The following is an 18,107-nucleotide window of genomic DNA, read 5'->3' on the forward strand; positions in this document are numbered from 1 at the left end:
ATTGATTTCAACGATGAATAATTATTGATTTATTAACCCGGGGAATTATTTTTAGAAAGTTATAAGAAGTAATTTTGCATCTTTGATTTTAATGTTATGGATGCAACGATTGGACAAAGCAAGAATTTTTCATATTCCGTTATTTCCTATGTCTTTTTTACATTTATAGGCTATTTTATCATCGGATTATCGTTATCAGTTTTACCGATTTTTATAAACAAAGGTCTTGGTTTTAGTATGCTGGTTGCAGGAATTGTGATTAGTTTACAATATGTGATGACATTTTTGATGCGGGCTTATTCCGGAAAAATCATCGATAGCAAAGGCCCGAAGCCAGCTGTCTTGGCAAGTATGTTAAGTTTTGCTTTCACCGGTTTGGTGTTGATAATGGCTTACTATTTCAGGTTATCTCCCATTATTAGCTTATCATTTCTGATTATCACAAGATTCTTTACAGGCTGTGCCGAAGGTATGATTGGCGCAAGTCCTATTAACTGGGCTATCATGGCTTTCGGAGAAAAACATACAGCCAAAATTATTTCTTATAACGGTGTGGCGTGTTACGGCGCTTTGGCTTTAGGTGCATCTCTAGGAGTAATAATTGTTAAACACTTCAATTTTTATGGCTTAGGGATTCTGATTATTTTTTTAGGATTAATCGGATTTTTCATTGCAAGAAACAAAGAAAATAGAACCGGGAAACAATCTGAAGAAGAACAAAAATCCTTCTGGAATGTGCTTGGGAAAGTAGCGCCTTTTGGACTTTGTCTGGCTTTGGGAGGTTTAGGATTCGCGACCATTTCTACTTTTATAACACTTTACTACGATTATTACCATTGGCAAAACGGCGCAATGTGTTTGTCAGTTTTTGGGATTTTGTTTGTTGCAGGCAGATTGGTTTTCAGTAATGCAATTAACCGATTTGGCGGAATCAACGTTGCGATTGCAAGTTTGGCTGTTGAAGTGCTAGGACTGACAATTATTGCGTTGTCTTATCATCCCTATTTTGCATTGGTTGGTGCGGGAATCACAGGTTTAGGATTTTCATTGATTTTCCCAGCTTTGGGCGTAATGGCGATGAAGACTGTTCCCTCTTCCAATCAAGGTTCGGCTCTAGCTGGTTATGGCTTGTTTATCGATATTTCTTTGGGAATTACTGGTCCGTTGATTGGCGGTGTTGCTGATGTGTTTGGTTTGCCCTATATTTTCCCTTTCAGTATTGGAATTGTGATGTTAGGCTTGGCTTTAGCTTACTATCTGAAAATGAATCAATCGAAATAATAATTAATTCCGCTATTTTCGCATTTTAAAATTTTTATGCAGAAAGTTCTCAATCTTTTTGATTTCTCTCAAAAAGTAAATTATAAAAACGAAATCTTCGCCGGATTAACCGTTGCAATGACAATGATTCCGGAATCTTTGTCTTTTGCTATTCTTGCAGGATTTTCTCCGCTGACAGGTTTGTATGCCGCATTTATAATGGGATTGGTTACTGCAATCTTCGGCGGAAGACCAGGATTAATTTCTGGAGGAGCCGGTGCAACAGTCATTGTTTTAATTCCATTAATGATTTCCCACGGCATCGAATATGTTTTTGCAGCCGTCGTTTTAGCCGGAATTATTCAAATCATTATCGGGATTTTCAAATTAGGTAAATTCATAAGATTGGTGCCGCAATCGGTAATGTATGGATTTGTTAACGGATTAGCCATTGTGATTTTTATGTCGCAGATCAATCAGTTTAAAATACAAGGAACAGAAAATTGGTTATCAGGAAATCCTCTTTATACAATGCTCGGATTGGTAGCTTTGACGATTTCTGTCGTATTAATATTTCCAAAATTCACAAAGAAAATTCCAGCTTCTTTGGTAGCAATTGCTGTTACTTTTGCTTTGGTAATGATTTTAGGAATCCAAACTAAAACCGTGAATGACATTGCTAATATAGCTGGAGGTTTTCCGCCATTTCACATCCCGAATGTTGAATTGTCTTTTGAAGTTTTGAAAGTGATTTTTCCATTTGCATTAATTATGTCAACGGTTGGATTGACAGAAGGTTTATTGACTTTAAATTTAGTTGATGAAATTACAAATAGCAAAGGAAACAGCAACCGAGAATGCGTTGCACAAGGAACTGCCAACATCCTGAATGGCTTCTTTTTCGGTATGGGCGGATGTCCGATGATTGCTCAGACTTTGGTTAATCTTTCAGCTGGAGCAAGAGCCAGGCTATCGGGAATTATTGCTGCTTTGGTTATTCTTTTCATTATTCTTTTTGGTGCGCCTGTTATTGGGAAAATGCCAGTTGCAGCGTTAGTTGGTGTGATGATTATGGTTTCTGTCGGAACGTTTGAATGGGCAAGTTTCAAAGCCATAAAACGATTTCCGAAGTCTGATATTTTTGTGATGGTTGTTGTGACTTTGATTACTGTTTTCCTTCACAATCTGGCTTTGGCGGTTTTGATTGGTGTGATTATTTCGGCTTTAGTTTTTGCATGGGAAAGTGCGAAAAGAATCCGAGCAAGGAAGTTTGTTGATGAAAATGGAGTGAAGCATTACGAGATTTTTGGACCGTTGTTCTTTGGTTCTACGACAGTTTTTGCTGAGAAATTCGATGTAACGAATGACCCGAAAGAAGTCGTCATCGATTTTAAAGAAAGTCGTGTTGTGGATATGTCTGCTATTGATATTCTGCATAAACTGACTGAACGTTATAAAAACCAAGGGAAAAAACTTAGTTTAATAAATCTGAGCCGTAGATGCAAACGTTTGATAAAGAATGCGGAGAATGTTGTGGATATTAATATTATTGAAGACTCAGAATATGACGTTTTGAAGAATTAATATTTAATCGCAAATCAAAGATTCGATAAAGTTGAAGGTATAAGTTTTTTATTAAAATGCTTTTAAAGTTATTAAGTCTGAAGTGAATTTTATGAGGAATTTTATTTTTATATGTCTTCGATTAACTTAGACTGACAATGTCTTACTATTGATTTTCGTATTAGAGATGTCACACTGAGCGGAGTCGAAGTGTTTTTCTTAAAGGATTACCTGTTAGTTTTTTATTTGGAAACTCGATTGGATGACCAAACCCATAGCCCCGATTGACTCTGAGTTTTTTATTTATAATTTGAATCGTCGAAACTTCGTTTTGCAGTGGCATCCTTTTTTGTCTTAGCTGAAAACTTTGTTTTGATGACAAAACTTCTGAGACAAAAAAGATATAGCGGAAAGCGGGATTAAGCTCCTAAAATAAAAGCTTGAAATAATTCTCTTGCAGATTTAGCAAATTAAGCAGATTTTTTTCTATTGAGTTTTCAATCTGCTAAATCTGAGTAATCTGCGGGATGTTTAAATTATTATTTAAAAATTTTCTTTGAGAAAAACTCGATTTTCAAAATCCAACTAAAATCACGATTTTTGCAGTCTCAAATTTTATTATGTCTTTACAACAAGAAATCAGCAAAAGAAAAACTTTCGGAATCATCTCCCACCCCGATGCGGGAAAAACCACGCTTACGGAAAAACTCCTGCTTTTTGGAGGGGCAATTCAGGAAGCTGGCGCCGTAAAATCCAATAAAATCAAAAAAGGAGCGACTTCCGACTTTATGGAAATCGAGCGTCAGAGAGGGATTTCTGTGGCAACTTCGGTTTTAGCTTTTGAATATAGAGACCACAAAATCAATATTCTGGATACGCCCGGTCACAAGGATTTTGCGGAAGATACGTATCGAACGCTGACTGCAGTTGACTCTGTAATCGTTGTAATTGACGTTGCAAAAGGAGTTGAGGAACAGACGGAGAAACTGGTTCAGGTTTGTAGAATGAGAAACATTCCGATGATTGTTTTCATTAATAAGCTGGATCGTGAAGGTAAAGATGCTTTTGATTTGCTGGATGAAGTGGAACAGAAATTAGGTTTGACAGTTTGTCCACTCTCTCTACCGATTGGTATGGGTAGCGACTTTCAAGGGATTTATAATATTTGGGAAAATAACATCCAATTGTTTTTGGAAGAGAAAAAACAAAAAGTTGGCGAATCTCTTAAAATTGATGATATCAACGATTCTCAAATTGATGAACTGGTTGGTGAAAAAGCGGCAACAACGCTGCGTGAAGAACTGGATTTGATACAGTCTGTTTATCCTGAGTTTAATCGTGAAGATTATATGAATGGTGATTTACAGCCTGTTTTCTTTGGTTCTGCTCTTAATAATTTTGGTGTTCGTGAGTTATTGAATGCTTTCATTGATATCGCACCCATGCCACAGCCAAAAGAAAGTGAAACGAGATTGGTAAAGCCGGAAGAACAAAATTTTACCGGATTTGTTTTCAAAATCCACGCAAATATGGATCCGAAACACAGAGACCGTCTGGCGTTTGTGAAAATTGTGTCCGGAACTTTTAAAAGAAATGAAAATTATCTCCTTGTAAGAGAAGGTAAAAAAATGAAGTTCTCCTCTCCTAACGCTTTCTTTGCGGATAAAAAAGAAGTTGTTGATGAGAGTTTCCCTGGCGATATTGTCGGTCTTCATGATACGGGAAGTTTCAGAATTGGTGATACTTTGACAGCCGGTGAAAAATTGAGTTTCAAAGGCATCCCGAGTTTCTCTCCGGAGCATTTCCGTTACATCAATAACAATGACCCACTGAAAGCGAAACAGTTAGCGAAAGGTGTTGACCAGCTGATGGATGAAGGTGTAGCTCAGTTATTTACGCTGGAAATGAATGGCAGAAAGATTATCGGAACGGTTGGTGCACTTCAGTACGAAGTTATTCAATATCGTTTGGAACACGAATATGGTGCGAAATGTTCTTATGAGCCCATCAGTATTCATAAAGCGTGTTGGGTTGAGGCGGATGAAAAGTCTGAGGAATTCAAAGAATTTGCAAGGTTGAAACAGCGTTTCTTAGCAAGAGACAAATATGACCAATTGGTTTTCTTAGCAGATTCGTCTTTCACTATTCATATGACGCAGGAAAAGTTTCCGAACGTGAAACTGCATTTTATCAGTGAATTTAAGAATCATTAAAATACATAATCCGCAGCGTTTTCTGCGGATTTTTTATTCGTAAAATATTATTAAAAAATTTCTACTTCAAATACTCCTTCACTTCATCCAAATTATTATCACCAAAAATCAAAGAAATGATAATCGGCATTTTACCTTTTTTATAAAGTAATGCCAAGACATTATCTCCATTGATTTTTGATTTTGTATCAATTGTTATGCTTTTATGATTTGGTAAATCAAGACTCAGAAAACGTTTTTTCATATAATGGGTTTTTACGCCCAACTTTTCAAAATTCTCATTCAGTTCTAGTGAATAGTAACCCCAATCATCCATTACTGTGAAATAAGTTTCTGCTTCTGGTGAATTTTCATCCGCAAAAGTCTTGGTTTCTATATCAAAAATGATAAGTCTGGTTTCAGAAATGTTTTCTGTTTGCGAAGGATTTGGTTTTTTCGGCGATTGGTAAGAAACGACCTGCATTGGATTATCTATAGAAACACCTTTTAAGATGTTCCAACCTTCGTTTATTCTTCCAAAGTCATTAAAGAAAAAAGTGGTGTCTTTGTTTTTCTTATCAATCAAGTAATCATCATAATCTGTGTAATGCGAATACGTTTCAGTTTTCATTAGTTCTGTAATGAAATCACCATCTGTATCAAATCTCGCCTGACCTTTTATTTCGCCATTTTTAAGATATAAAATAGAACCGCCATTAGCAGTGAAAAGATGCTGAACCTGGTCTCTTGGATTTTCAATTGGTACTTTTGATTCAACAATTACTGAATCTTTCTTTATTTGCTGAACTTCTTGAACTTCCTGTTCCTTTTTGCAAGAAACTGTAATTGCCAATATCAGAAAGTATTTGAAATATTTTATCATCGCATTTAGTTTGAGAAGCAATTTAGAATTAATTCGGTAAAATCCTCTTTTAATCTTTAAAATTTCATTCTTTACTTTTGTAAATCGTTTGTAAAATCAATTTAAATATTTGATTTTCATTAGATTAAAATATTACAAAAAGTTTCGGATTCATTTACAAATCATTCTTTTAGTTGTTGGATAGCTTTACATCATAAAATTATCCCAATGAAAAAATTAATATTGACCGCCGTTATTTTGAGTACACTCACGATGTGTAAAAAAGCAGATTTACAAGAACCTAATAACACGATCGCCAATGCAGATTCTTTAATGGATAAAGCTTCTGAAGCAGTCAACAGTCTTAATACTCATGCAGTTTTAGATTCGGTGAATCTGAAAGCTAAAGATTTGATTAAAAATAAAGAGGAAATCGAAAAAGCATTCGAGAACAGCAAAAATAAAATCGATTCTATTTCTGAAAACGTTGAAAAATTTAAGAAAGATATTGAAAATAAAAAAGTAGCTACAACCATCGATTCTATCCAAGAGAAAATCAAAAAAGAAACCCCAAAACCTAAAAAAGTCACCAAAGTTATCTACAAAGACAAACCCGTAAAAAAAGAACCAGTTGCGCCAGTTAACGCAATGGTGAAAAATGGTTCTGTAGAACTAAATGTAGACGATATTTCTCTGGCAAAACAATCGGTGAGAGATATTATCAGAAAATATGATGGAATCATCAATACAGAAAATCTGGTGAGTAATGATGAGTTTCAGACTTTATACCTGACGACAAAAGTTCCTTATGATAAGTTCGATTATTTGGTAGAAGATTTATCGATGTTGGGAAGTATTCATAACAAAAACCTTGAAGTTAAAGGCGATTCCTACAATCCTAATAAACTTTGCAGTCTGGACATCACTTTGTACGATAATCATCTGAAGCCAAAAGAATCCGAGAATCAAAGTTTTGGAGAAAAATCTGCAAATGCAATTTCTTCCGGCTGGAAAGTGATTGGAGATATCTTACTCTTTCTTCTACCCTTTTGGCCAGTTTTCCTGATTGGTGGGATTGGATATTATTTATATAAAAAGAAATATGGTAACGGCAATCATAATCCACCAAACAAAGATTCTGAAGAGAACTCATAAAATAAAAAAGACGCTTAGATTATAAGCGTCTTTTCTATGATTGAAAAATTTGATTCTTAGTTCATCAAGCTTTTGCTTAGGTTAAGTGCATCTTGGTTTGAGCTGTCATACTGCAAAGATTTTGCGATATATTGTTTTGCTTTTTCTTTGTCCGTATCCTTATCCAGAAATGCGATGAAGAAATAGGCATAAGCTAGATTCTGTTTGTTAGCTTCAACTTCTTCAGGCTTTACTTTGGCGATGTACTTTTCATAAGCCATTTTTGCAGCATTGTTATCCTTCGCAGATTGGTTGGCATATCCAATACTGTAATAAGCTGGCGCCCAGTCTGGAATAATTGTTGTGATTTTGTTCCAGGTTGCGATAGCTGATGTCCAGTCATTTGCGTTTTGATAAGCTGTTGCCAAACCAACAAGAGCTTGTGTATCGTCTGGTTTTGCAGCAATCTGTTTTTTAAGCGCTTCAATTTCCGGGTTGCTGATACCATTGGTTTGAGCTGTTATAGTTGTTGAATTGTTAACAGTGTCATTTGTGTTTTGTGTTGTTTGGGCGTTCACAAAACCAGCTGTTGCGAATGACAATCCAAACAATAAACTTTTAATTTTTAAATCCGTTTTCATAACCTTTATTTTAAGTTGTAATGAATATCGCAAGTACAATTCCAGAAATCGGTAAAATTTTAAAACTTTAGATTTTTTAATATTTTTTTAAGAATAGTCTTGCTGGATTTAAGAAATTTTAAATACACGTTTAATTTCTGATGTTTGGCCTTATTGTTGATATATTTATATACTATTTATAACAATTAAAGTGTATTTTTAAACTTATAATCATAAAAATGAATTTTACTACTATCCATAATACGATAAAGCTCCTGGAGGAGTTCGATTCTGAAAACACAAAAGAGTCTTATTCTGATGATATCCAAGGTTTCAGGAACTGGATCTATGATAAAGAAGTCATCAGAAGAAAATCAGTTATTGATGAACCAGTTTGGGAAGGAAAAGAGAATGGAAGATCTCCGGAAAGTGTGATTAGCACCTTACTGGTTCATCTTAATCGATATGCCAAAACTTACTCTAAGTCTGCTATTGCTGATTCCAATTTCAATACACAGGAAGAATTCATCTATTTAATTAACCTGAAAGCTTTTGGATCAATGACAAAAATGGAATTAATTAAAAAGAATATCCAGGACAAATCTGCCGGTATTCTTATTATTAACAGATTGATCAAGCAAGGCTGGGTGGAACAAACCAATTCACAAACCGATAAAAGAACAAAAGTCCTGCGGATTACAGATGAAGGTATAGAAGCTTTGGAAAACCAAATGGACAAAATACGTACAGCAACCAATATCATCACTGGCAATATTACGCATCAGGAGAAAATGGAACTTATCAGGATTCTGGATAAGCTTGAGCAGTTTCACAATCCAATTTTTTGCAGAAATATTGATCATCAGAATCTATTGGAGACCGTTCTGAAAGATTATCCAATCGGAAACAAATTAATATGAAGAAAAAGATAGCAATCATTGGTTCCGGGTTCTCTGGCTTGTCTGCCGCAGCTTATGCTTCCAAAACGGGGCACGAAGTTCATGTCTTCGAAAAAAATAACAGTTTGGGTGGCCGCGCAAGAAGTTTCAAAACAGATAATGGTTACACCTTTGATATGGGACCAAGCTGGTATTGGATGCCGGATATCATAGAAAACTTCTTTAATGATTTTGGTAAGAAAGCTTCTGATTTTTATCAATTGGTATCTCTCAATCCCCAATTTGAAATGGTTTTTTCTGATGGGTTGATGGCAATTCCTGAGAGTTATGAAGAGATGAAAAATCTATTTGAAAAAACTGAAAAAGGTGCTGGCAAGATGTTGGACGACTTTATGGAAGATGCCCAATACAAATATGAAGTTGGAATGAAGGATTTTGTCAGCAAGCCGTGCCATTCCTGGTTAGAATTTGTTTCTCCAAAAATTGCTAAGAGCGCATTGCGATTAGATTTGTTGTCTAATTTTCATCAATTTGTAAGAAAATATTTTTCTAATCCGAAACTGATTACTTTGATGGAATTTCCTGTAATTTTTTTAGGTGCAGCGCCAAAAGATATTCCAGCTTTGTATAGCCTGATGAATTATGGAGGATATAAATTAGGAACTTGGTACCCGTTGGGCGGCTTCATCAAGGTTATCGAGGCGATGGCCAAAATCGCATCAGAACAAGGATCTCAGATACACTTTAATTCTAATGTCGATAAGATAATTACGGATAATAAACAAGTTTCAGGAATTGTTGTAAACGGCAGAAAAATTGATTTCGATGTGGTGATTGCCTCTTCTGACTATCATCATACGGAACAAAAAATGTTGCCCGAAAATCTCAGGAATTATAATGAGAATTACTGGAAAAAGAAAACCTTTGCGCCTTCTTGCCTGATCTTTTATCTGGGATTTAATGAAAAAATTCCGAACCTTAAACATCATACTCTGTTCTTTGAAAATGAGCTTGAGCTCCATACCAAAGAAATCTATAATGACAAAAAATGGCCAACAAAACCATTGTTTTATGCTTGTTGCCCATCAAAAACGGATAAAAATTTGGCTCCGGAAAACTGCGAAAATGTTTTTCTGCTGATGCCAATCGCTACAGGAATCGAGGATTCTTCTGAGATGCGCGAAAAATATTTTCTGGAAATGATTGCTAGATTGGAAAAACATACCAATTCAACTCACCTTTTGTCAAAATTGGATTATAAAAAAAGCTACTGTATTGATGATTTTATAAGCGATTATAATGCTTACGAAGGAAATGCCTACGGATTAGCAAATACTTTGTCTCAAACTGCGGTTTTGAAACCTTCGTTAAAAAATAAAAAAATTAAAAACCTCTATTACACAGGACAACTTACGGTACCCGGACCCGGAGTGCCGCCGTCCATCATATCAGGAAAAATAGCCGCCACCGAAGCCAACAAAAAATAAACTATTATGAAAAAATTATTTGATGAACTTTCTTACAAAATCAGCAAAGCCACCACAAAACAATATAGTACCAGTTTTTCCTTAGGCATCCTTGCTCTATCCCCAAAAATCAGGAATTCTATCTATGCAATTTATGGTTATGTACGTTTGGCTGACGAAATTGTTGATAGTTTTCACGGTTTCGATAAACAAAAATTACTCTCCAGATTCCGTGATGAAACACTGTTAGCTTTGGAAGAAAAAATTTCTCTTAATCCTATTCTGCAATCGTTTCAGGAAACTGTACACCAATATCAGATCAATTATCAGCTGATTAATCAGTTTCTAAGAAGTATGGAAATGGATCTTCATAAAATTGATTATGATTCTGATCTTTACAAAGAATATATTTTGGGTTCTGCGGAAGTGGTTGGTTTGATGTGTCTCCAGGTTTTTGTAGATGGCAATAGAGACGAATTTGAAAAGCTAAAACCTTTTGCGATGACTTTGGGTTCTGCATTTCAGAAAGTTAATTTCCTGCGGGATATGAAAGATGATTATTATGTTCTGGGCCGCACTTATTTCCCGAATGTTGATATTACAGATTTTGATCAAACGGTGAAATCTAATATTGAACAAGAAATTCAGTCCGAATTTGCAGAAGCTCTGGAAGGTATAAAAAAACTTCCCCGCTCTTCCCGCTTTGGTGTTTATCTGGCTTACAGGTATTACGTTTCACTCTTTAATAAAATTAAAAAAACATCACCTTCTAAAATGATTAACCAGAGAATCAGGATTTCCAATAGCCGCAAAATATCATTGATGATGGGCTGCTATGTAGAATATAAGTTCTCTATATAATTGGAATTGATTTTGCTTGAGCCAAACTGCACAAATATTACTTTATCAATTAGGATAAAGTATTTTAAATGAAAGAAAATGAAACATCAACTGAAAAGAGAACAACAACTGAATTGCTCCATTGAGAAAGCCTGGGAGTTTTTTTCGTCTGCCAATAATCTTTCTGTAATCACGCCAGAAAATATGAAGTTCACTGTATTAACAGAGTTTGAAGATGACGATATTTTTGAAGGAATGATCATCGATTATAAGATCACACCGATTTTCAATATAAAAATGAATTGGCAAACAGAAATTACTCACGTGGATTATAAAAAAAGCTTTGTTGATTTCCAGGTGAAAGGTCCTTATAAAAGATGGCATCATTATCACGAATTTGTAGAAAATGATGAAGGTGTTCTTGTAAGAGATATAGTGGATTATGAATTGCCATTTGGTTTTCTCGGCGAGATTGCTCATCAACTTTTCGTAAAAAAGAAACTGGATTATATATTTAATTACAGGAAAGATGTTTTAGAAGTATTATTTAATCGAAAAAGAAAAGTCTCGTGAATTTCCTAATTGTACTCATTACTTTTTTCCTAATGGAAGGCTTTACCTGGTGTGTGCACAAGTATGTGATGCACGGCTTTTTATGGTCACTTCACAGAGACCACCACGATCATAGCAACGATCCGCCCCTTGAAAAAAACGATTATTTTTTCGTGATTTTTGCAATTCCGGCTATTGCAATGATGTATTATGGAACTGTTAATGATTTTAATATTTTTTTCTACATCGGCATCGGCATTACGATCTATGGTATGGCTTATTTTTTTGTCCACGATATATTCATCCATCAACGGCTTAAGATTCTGAAAAACACGCAGAACCCTTACCTGCTTGCGATCAGACGGGCTCATAAGCAGCACCACAAACACATTGGTAAGGAAAAAGGTGAATGCTTCGGTTTTCTATGGGTGCCTGTAAAATATTTCAAAATGTACTTTAACAAAAGCAAAGTTTAATTAATGCAACTCACATATTTACTCATTAATTTTTTCACGGTAATCATCTGTTTTATATTCTCATTTCACCCAAAAATCAATTTCTACAGACATTTCAGGGCATTTTTATTATCCGCAGTTTTGGTGGCAACTGTATTCATCATTTGGGATGCTTGGTTTACCAAATTAGGAGTTTGGTGGTTTGACGATCAATATCTCGTAGGTATCCGTTTTTTTGGCTTGCCATTAGAAGAGATTCTGTTTTTTATCTGCATACCGTTTTCTTGCATCTTTACCTACTTCTGTCTAACAAAATTTTTACCAATGGATTGGAAACCTCTTCCCGATAAAATATTTGTCATTACTTTTATAATCATTTCATTATTTGCAGCTGTATACTTCCGGGAAAAAATTTATCCATTCATGACTTTTCTAACATTGGGAATTAGTTTATTCATTTTGTATTTCTTATTAGGGGCAAAATGGATTGGAAAAGCTTGGATTGTTTATCTTATCCTTTTACCAGGATTTGTTTTGGTAAATGGAATATTGACAGGAACCGGATTAGAAAGTCCCATTGTCAATTATAACTCGGAAACGTTTATTGGAGTGAGATTTCTTACAATCCCGATTGAGGACTTTTTTTATGGTTTCGAATTGATAATCTGGAATCTATATTTCTTCAAAAAATTAAAAAAGGAAGAGAAAATCAATGACAATGATGAGAATATCATTTTAAAGTCGACCTGATTGTAAGATTCTAGTAGAAGCTTTTTACTAAATTCGTATTCTTAAAAGAACCAATGAAAAACTATCTATTCCTTGCTGCTGCTATTATCTGCGAAACCATTGGCACATCATTTCTTAAAAAAACAGAAAACTTCAGCAGGCCATTGCCTACAATTATTTTTATTGTGGCCATGGCTTCTTCATTTTACTTATTGACTTTTGCGCTCAGAAGTATTCCAATAGGTATTGCTTATGCTATTTGGTCTGCTGTCGGTATTGTACTGATTTCCACAGTTGGGTATTTTGTCTATAAACAAGCTTTGGATTGGCCCGCCATTTTGGGGATTGCTTTTATCGTGATTGGTGTGGTAATTATTAATCTTTTTTCCAAATCTTCTGCACACTGAATCTCATAAAACTAACTGTTATATCACACTCAAAAACGCCATCGTATCCACATTATCGGCATAAGTGTCCAACGAAGGATTCTGTGTTTCGCCAAAACCAATCGATTCTAATCCCAATTCCGGCTTTGCAACAACAGTTTGGATTTCTTCTTTATTGGATTCTACAAATTGTTTGGCTTCGTCCAAAGTATTGTAGCGGGAAAAATTAATTACAGATAACGGACTGAAGAGTTTCTCATCTTCCTTCAGCATTACAAAATTATTATCCCAGAACTGGTCTTGATTCAAAAGGTAAATAGCTCTGTTATAGTCGTAGTTGTTTGCATATTTGTTATGATTGATAACGTCTTTGTAATGAATAAAATTTTCAAACAATCTATCCAATTTCATATCATTCGGAATCAGAATTCTGGTAACATTTCTGCATCCTAATCCATAGTATCGGAAAATGTCATCAGCTAACAATTGTAATTCTTCATCCGTTTCATCACCTTTCAAAACAGCGACAGAAGTTCTGTTTTTTCTGATAATGCTCAGACTGTCTTTGAAGTAATATTCCAGATATCTTGCGGTGTTGTTGCTTCCTGTTGCAATCACTGCATCAAAGTTTTCTAACCTTTCTACGATTTGATATTCGATTTCATTGTTAGAAAACTCGTTCCATAATTGTAAAATATAAGGCAGCATCAATCGGTCTTTGGATGATAATTTGATGACAGGAATATGATTACTCAAAACCACAGAAATTACATCGTGAAATCCAACCAACGGAATATTGCCTGCTAATATCAATCCTACTCTTTTAGATGTATTTGATAACTTATATTTGGACAACCAGTTTTCAATATTTTCTTTAGAGAAAAGACTTGCCCATTGTTGTAAGTTATATTTTTGATTCTCTTGCGTAAACCAAGGATTTTCGATTTCGGAACGCTTCATCAGATAAGCCAGTCGCTCTTCTTTTTCACTGTAATGCTCATCATCATTTTTAAGGAAATTTTGAATGAATTCTCCTAATTTTTCAAGTCCTGAAATTTTGTTTTCGTTCAGCATAGCTGGCTTTTTTTTTGTAATTTTGCACAAAAATATAAATAAATATAGCAATGGCTATCAAGATAACAGACGAATGTATAAACTGTGGCGCTTGTGAACCGGAATGCCCGAACACCGCCATCTATGAAGGAGCAGTAGATTGGAAAGCATCGGAAGGGACATCGCTTAATGGTATGGTGGTTTTATCATCGGGTCTTACTGTGGATGCAAACGCTGCTCAGCAGCCTGTAGAAGACGATTATTACTTTATCGTAACTGACAAATGTACCGAGTGTAAAGGTTTCCACGAGGAACCTCAATGTGCGGCTGTTTGCCCTGTTGACTGCTGTGTTCCTGATGAGGACAATGTAGAAACAGAAGAAGAATTGTTGGCGAAAAAAGCGTTCCTACACAACGAATAAACGTCAGAAGTTGGATGACCGAAGATTAGAATTCGTTTTCGGAAGTTTGCTTAAATTTTAATTCTGAAAAAATAATATTAAAAACATCCGTCTTCCAACATCGGACATCGGACAAAAAATAAATAAATGAAAAAACATAATTTCAGCGCTGGTCCTAGTATTCTTCCTCAGGAAGTTTTTCAAAAAGCATCGGAAGCCATTCTAGATTTTAACGGAATAGGTTTATCTCTCTTGGAAATCTCGCATAGAAGTAAAGACTTCGTTGCTGTGATGGATGAGGCTCGTGCTATTGTAAAAAGATTGATGAATCTTGGAGATGATTACGAGGTATTGTATCTGCAGGGTGGCGCAAGTCTTCAGTTTCTGATGGTGCCTTACAATCTCTTGTCACTGGACGGAAAAGCGGCTTACACCAATACAGGAACCTGGGCATCAGGTGCTATCAAGGAAGCTAAAATGATTGGTAATGTAGATGTAGTGGCTTCTTCCAAAGAATCGAATTTTAATTATATTCCTAAAGATTTTACAGTTGGTTCAGAATACGATTATTTCCACTGTACTTCCAACAATACGATTTTCGGAACTCAGATGAAGTCTTTCCCGAAAGTAGATACGCTTTTGGTTTGCGATATGTCATCTGATATTTTCAGCAGAGAATTAGATTTTTCTCAGTTTGATTTGATTTATGCAGGTGCTCAGAAAAATATGGGTCCGGCTGGAGCAACTTTGGTTGTAGTTAAAAAATCGATTCTTGGAAAAACAGGAAGACAAATTCCAACTTATCTGGATTATGCGGTGCATATTGATAAAGAATCGATGTCTAATACGCCTCCGGTTTTTGCAGTTTATGCATCTTATCTCACATTAAAGCATTTGGAAGAAAATGGCGGCATTGCTGCTGCTGAAGCAAAAAATAATGCAAAAGCAAAATTGCTTTATGACGAGATTGATAACAATCCAAATTTCCAAGGTGTCGCAGCTGTAGAAGACCGTTCTTTTATGAATGTGACTTTCACTTTGACAGACGAGTCTAAGCAAGAAGCCTTTGACGCAGCCTGGAAAGCTGCAGGAATCAGTGGACTGAACGGACACCGAAGTGTCGGCGGTTACAGAGCAAGCATCTACAATGCAATGCCGATAGAAAGCGTACAGGTTTTGGTAGATGTGATGAAAAGTATTTAATATTCTTTCCAAATTATAGCAAACGTCTTCAGGTTATTGAGGACGTTTTTTTGTTAAATTAATGTTAATTCGGATAAAAATTTGTAACTTAGCCCACCTCGAAATTTAACTCAAACAAATTGAGAAAAGCCGTTAACTAAAGGATTTTTGAATTAAACAAATGATTGTATTAGCCAATGACGGAATCTCCGAAAAGGGAATTCAGCTTTTGAAAGAAGCAGATATTACGGTTTTGGAAGCCAGAGTATCTCCGGAACACCTGAGCAAATTCATCAATGACAACCAGGTTGATGTCCTTTTGGTGAGGAGTGCAACACAGGTCAGAAAAGAGCTGATCGATAGCTGTCCTAATCTCAAAATCATTGGACGCGGCGGAATCGGGATGGATAATATCGATGTAGAATATGCGATTGATAAAGGCATCTACATCATCAATACACCAAAAGCTTCCTGCAAATCTGTTGCAGAGCTGGTTTTCGCCCATTTCTTTTCATTAGCAAGATTCCTTCACGAGAGTAACAGACTGATGCCTTTGGAAGGAGAAACCAACTTCAATGCACTGAAGAAATCATTCAATAATGCGACTGAACTTTCCGGAAAAACGCTCGGCGTTATCGGAATGGGAAATATCGGAATTGAAGTCATTAAGATGGGAATCTCTCTCGGAATGAAAATCTTAGCTTACAACAGAACACCAAAAACTGAGAACGTTCAGCTTAGCTTTTTCGATGGTCAATCTTTGGATTTTGAAATTAAATCAGTAAATTTAGATGAAGTTTTAAAAAATTCAGATTTTATCAGCCTTAATACAGGTAAAACAGATGAATACCTGATTGATTACAAGGAATTGGAACTCATGAAAGAAGGTGTTTTCATTGCAAATACTGCAAGAGGCGGTGTCATCAACGAAGTGGCCCTTTTAGATGCTATTGAAAGCGGAAAAGTTTATGGTGCCGCATTAGACGTATTCGAAAAAGAACCGGCGCCTGAAGTATTGATTCTGATGAATCCTGCCCTATCTCTTTCCCCTCACGTTGGCGGCAACACGATGGATGCCCAAAACCGAATCGGAGAAGAGTTAGCGCAACAAATTATTAAAATAAAAGCCCAACTATAATATATGCCAGTATTTAAACCATTTAGAGGAATCAGACCAAACCCTGATTTTATTGAGGTTTTCCCGACCTACTCTTTGGATAATTTTACACAGGAGGAAATCAATAAAAAAGCTCAGGTTGATGATTCTTACATCCAGATGATAAAGCCTGCAGTCGTGAGTAAATCTAAAGATGTTGATAGAAATCTGAGAAAAATAAGGTCTAACTTTGAAGAATTATTGGATGACAAAAAACTAACCCAAGATGATTCTGCTTATTACTTATACGAACAGACACTTCCGGATAAAACAAGTTTCAGAGGGTTGATGGGATTGGTAAGTGTAGATGACTTCTGGGAAGGAAAAATCAAAAAACACGAGTCGACAATCACAGAAAGAAGAATGAAAATGGCGCATTACCTCGAAAAAGTAGGTGTGCAAGCTGAACCGGTTCTATTAACTTATCATTCCAATTCCAAGGTAGAACTATTGATGAACCACGAGCAGAAGAATGTTCCCATCATTAATTATACCGACGATAAAAAAGTAAGACACAAGATCTGGAGAATCGATAATAGATTGAAACTTCAGCAGTTCAAAGAAGTCCTAGATCCTATCGATTCGTTTTATATTGCCGATGGCCATCACAGGATCGGTTCTGTTGCAGAATATGCTAAAAAACAAAGAGACAAGTACAAAAGGTCTCACGGTACGGAACATTACAACTTTGTTTACAGTTTTATTGTTTCCAACCAGTCCATCAAAATCAATGATTACAATCGTCTCCTTAAAGACCTTAATGGATTATCCGATGAAGATTTCTTAGAAAAATTAAGAGAAGATTTCCAAATCCATGAAAAAGGTGATGCACCTTACTTTCCTTCACAAAAATTCCACATCAGTATGTATCTTGGTGGTAAATTTTATAGTTTACATGTTAAACACAGCATTCGCGAAGAACATAAAAATGGTAACGACCTGGATCACCATTTGGTAGATAAATACATTTTTGAAAATATCCTAGGCATCGAAAATGCAAAGCATACAGACAAAATCACTTATTTGAAAGGAACATCCGACATCAATGGTATTTCTGAATTAAAAGAAAAAGTGGATAGCGGAGACTACAAAGTTGGTTTTGGGATCTACCCTATTAGTTTTACGGATCTTTTGAAGATTTCTGATAAAGAGATCAAAATGCCGCCAAAATGTACGTTGATTGAGCCGAAACTAATCACTGCTCTGGTGATGTACGATATGAAATAAAAATCTATTCTGAATTAGAAAGGTGACATTGACTGTCACCTTTTCTATTTTTAACAATTTAATTTGATATTGATTTACAATTCTTTAGTTAATCAAAACTAGATACAGAAAGGATTGTCAAATAAAATTA

At 35.5% G+C, this 18,107-nt stretch carries 18 protein-coding genes; 15 read left to right on the plus strand and 3 right to left on the minus strand.

Translation table 11 applies throughout. The features are described from left to right. Positions 1-96: 96 nt before the first annotated feature. The 3 genes from BXY58_RS12785 (at position 97) to BXY58_RS12795 (ending at position 5,036) form a co-directional block, all read left to right on the plus strand. A complete protein-coding gene (locus BXY58_RS12785) occupies positions 97-1,281 on the plus strand; it encodes an MFS transporter (RefSeq protein ID WP_120214255.1) in 1,185 nt (394 codons plus the stop codon). Positions 1,282-1,317: 36 nt separating this feature from the next. Further along, positions 1,318-2,844, plus strand: a complete 1,527-nt coding sequence (locus tag BXY58_RS12790) for a SulP family inorganic anion transporter (RefSeq protein ID WP_120214256.1) — start codon at positions 1,318-1,320, stop codon at positions 2,842-2,844. A gap of 599 nt (positions 2,845-3,443) precedes the next feature. Then, a complete protein-coding gene (locus tag BXY58_RS12795; protein WP_120214257.1) occupies positions 3,444-5,036 on the plus strand; it encodes a peptide chain release factor 3 in 1,593 nt (530 codons plus the stop codon). Positions 5,037-5,097: 61 nt separating this feature from the next. Here BXY58_RS12795 and BXY58_RS12800 read toward each other — a convergent pair whose 3' ends face one another. Continuing rightward, positions 5,098-5,898 (minus strand): hypothetical protein, encoded by an 801-nt coding sequence (locus BXY58_RS12800; protein WP_120214258.1) that lies wholly within the window; start codon positions 5,896-5,898, stop codon positions 5,098-5,100. 207 nt (positions 5,899-6,105) lie between these two features. Between BXY58_RS12800 and BXY58_RS12805 the strand changes: the two genes are divergently transcribed. Beyond that, on the plus strand, positions 6,106-7,032 hold the full coding sequence (locus BXY58_RS12805; RefSeq protein ID WP_120214259.1) for a DUF4349 domain-containing protein: 927 nt from the start codon (positions 6,106-6,108) through the stop codon (positions 7,030-7,032). A 56-nt stretch (positions 7,033-7,088) separates the two neighbouring features. On the opposite strand, the gene BXY58_RS12810 is transcribed toward BXY58_RS12805, so the two are convergent. Then, complete coding sequence (locus BXY58_RS12810; protein WP_120214260.1) at positions 7,089-7,652, minus strand: tetratricopeptide repeat protein; 564 nt, start codon at positions 7,650-7,652, stop codon at positions 7,089-7,091. Between the two features lie 218 nt (positions 7,653-7,870). Here BXY58_RS12810 and BXY58_RS12815 point away from each other — a divergent pair, with 218 nt between their 5' ends. From BXY58_RS12815 to BXY58_RS12845, 7 genes are all read left to right on the plus strand, one after another. Then, entirely contained in the window at positions 7,871-8,551 is a 681-nt protein-coding gene (locus BXY58_RS12815; RefSeq protein ID WP_120214261.1) for a MarR family winged helix-turn-helix transcriptional regulator, read from the plus strand. Further along, positions 8,548-10,017: a phytoene desaturase family protein gene (locus tag BXY58_RS12820; RefSeq protein ID WP_120214262.1), complete on the plus strand. Its 1,470-nt coding sequence runs from the start codon at positions 8,548-8,550 to the stop codon at positions 10,015-10,017. The genes BXY58_RS12815 and BXY58_RS12820 overlap by 4 nt, the downstream gene beginning before the upstream one ends. 6 nt (positions 10,018-10,023) lie before the next feature. Next, entirely contained in the window at positions 10,024-10,857 is an 834-nt protein-coding gene (locus BXY58_RS12825) for a phytoene/squalene synthase family protein (RefSeq protein WP_120214263.1), read from the plus strand. Between the two features lie 78 nt (positions 10,858-10,935). Next, on the plus strand, positions 10,936-11,409 hold the full coding sequence (locus tag BXY58_RS12830; protein WP_120214264.1) for an SRPBCC family protein: 474 nt from the start codon (positions 10,936-10,938) through the stop codon (positions 11,407-11,409). Beyond that, entirely contained in the window at positions 11,406-11,864 is a 459-nt protein-coding gene (locus tag BXY58_RS12835) for a sterol desaturase family protein (RefSeq protein ID WP_120214265.1), read from the plus strand. Before BXY58_RS12830 ends, BXY58_RS12835 begins: the two co-directional genes overlap by 4 nt. 3 nt (positions 11,865-11,867) lie before the next feature. Next, entirely contained in the window at positions 11,868-12,593 is a 726-nt protein-coding gene (locus BXY58_RS12840; RefSeq protein WP_120214266.1) for a lycopene cyclase domain-containing protein, read from the plus strand. Positions 12,594-12,646: 53 nt separating this feature from the next. Further along, complete coding sequence (locus BXY58_RS12845) at positions 12,647-12,979, plus strand: DMT family transporter (RefSeq protein ID WP_120214267.1); 333 nt, start codon at positions 12,647-12,649, stop codon at positions 12,977-12,979. 18 nt (positions 12,980-12,997) lie between these two features. Here BXY58_RS12845 and BXY58_RS12850 read toward each other — a convergent pair whose 3' ends face one another. Further along, complete coding sequence (locus tag BXY58_RS12850) at positions 12,998-14,032, minus strand: acyl-CoA reductase (RefSeq protein ID WP_120214268.1); 1,035 nt, start codon at positions 14,030-14,032, stop codon at positions 12,998-13,000. Positions 14,033-14,082: 50 nt separating this feature from the next. Here BXY58_RS12850 and BXY58_RS12855 point away from each other — a divergent pair, with 50 nt between their 5' ends. The 4 genes from BXY58_RS12855 (at position 14,083) to BXY58_RS12870 (ending at position 17,977) form a co-directional block, all read left to right on the plus strand. Next, positions 14,083-14,433, plus strand: coding sequence for a 4Fe-4S dicluster domain-containing protein (locus BXY58_RS12855; RefSeq protein WP_120214269.1), 351 nt, complete (start codon positions 14,083-14,085; stop codon positions 14,431-14,433). Positions 14,434-14,559: 126 nt separating this feature from the next. Beyond that, on the plus strand, positions 14,560-15,615 hold the full coding sequence (serC, locus tag BXY58_RS12860) for a 3-phosphoserine/phosphohydroxythreonine transaminase (RefSeq protein ID WP_120214270.1): 1,056 nt from the start codon (positions 14,560-14,562) through the stop codon (positions 15,613-15,615). A 160-nt stretch (positions 15,616-15,775) separates the two neighbouring features. Continuing rightward, the gene (locus BXY58_RS12865; RefSeq protein ID WP_120214271.1) at positions 15,776-16,732 is read left to right on the plus strand and encodes a D-2-hydroxyacid dehydrogenase; all 957 of its coding nucleotides are present in this window, start codon (positions 15,776-15,778) and stop codon (positions 16,730-16,732) included. A gap of 3 nt (positions 16,733-16,735) precedes the next feature. After that, positions 16,736-17,977 (plus strand): DUF1015 domain-containing protein, encoded by a 1,242-nt coding sequence (locus tag BXY58_RS12870; RefSeq protein WP_120214272.1) that lies wholly within the window; start codon positions 16,736-16,738, stop codon positions 17,975-17,977. Positions 17,978-18,107 lie beyond the last annotated feature (130 nt).

Source organism: Epilithonimonas arachidiradicis, from assembly GCF_003610695.1.
In the GTDB taxonomy this organism is placed as follows: domain Bacteria; phylum Bacteroidota; class Bacteroidia; order Flavobacteriales; family Weeksellaceae; genus Epilithonimonas; species Epilithonimonas arachidiradicis.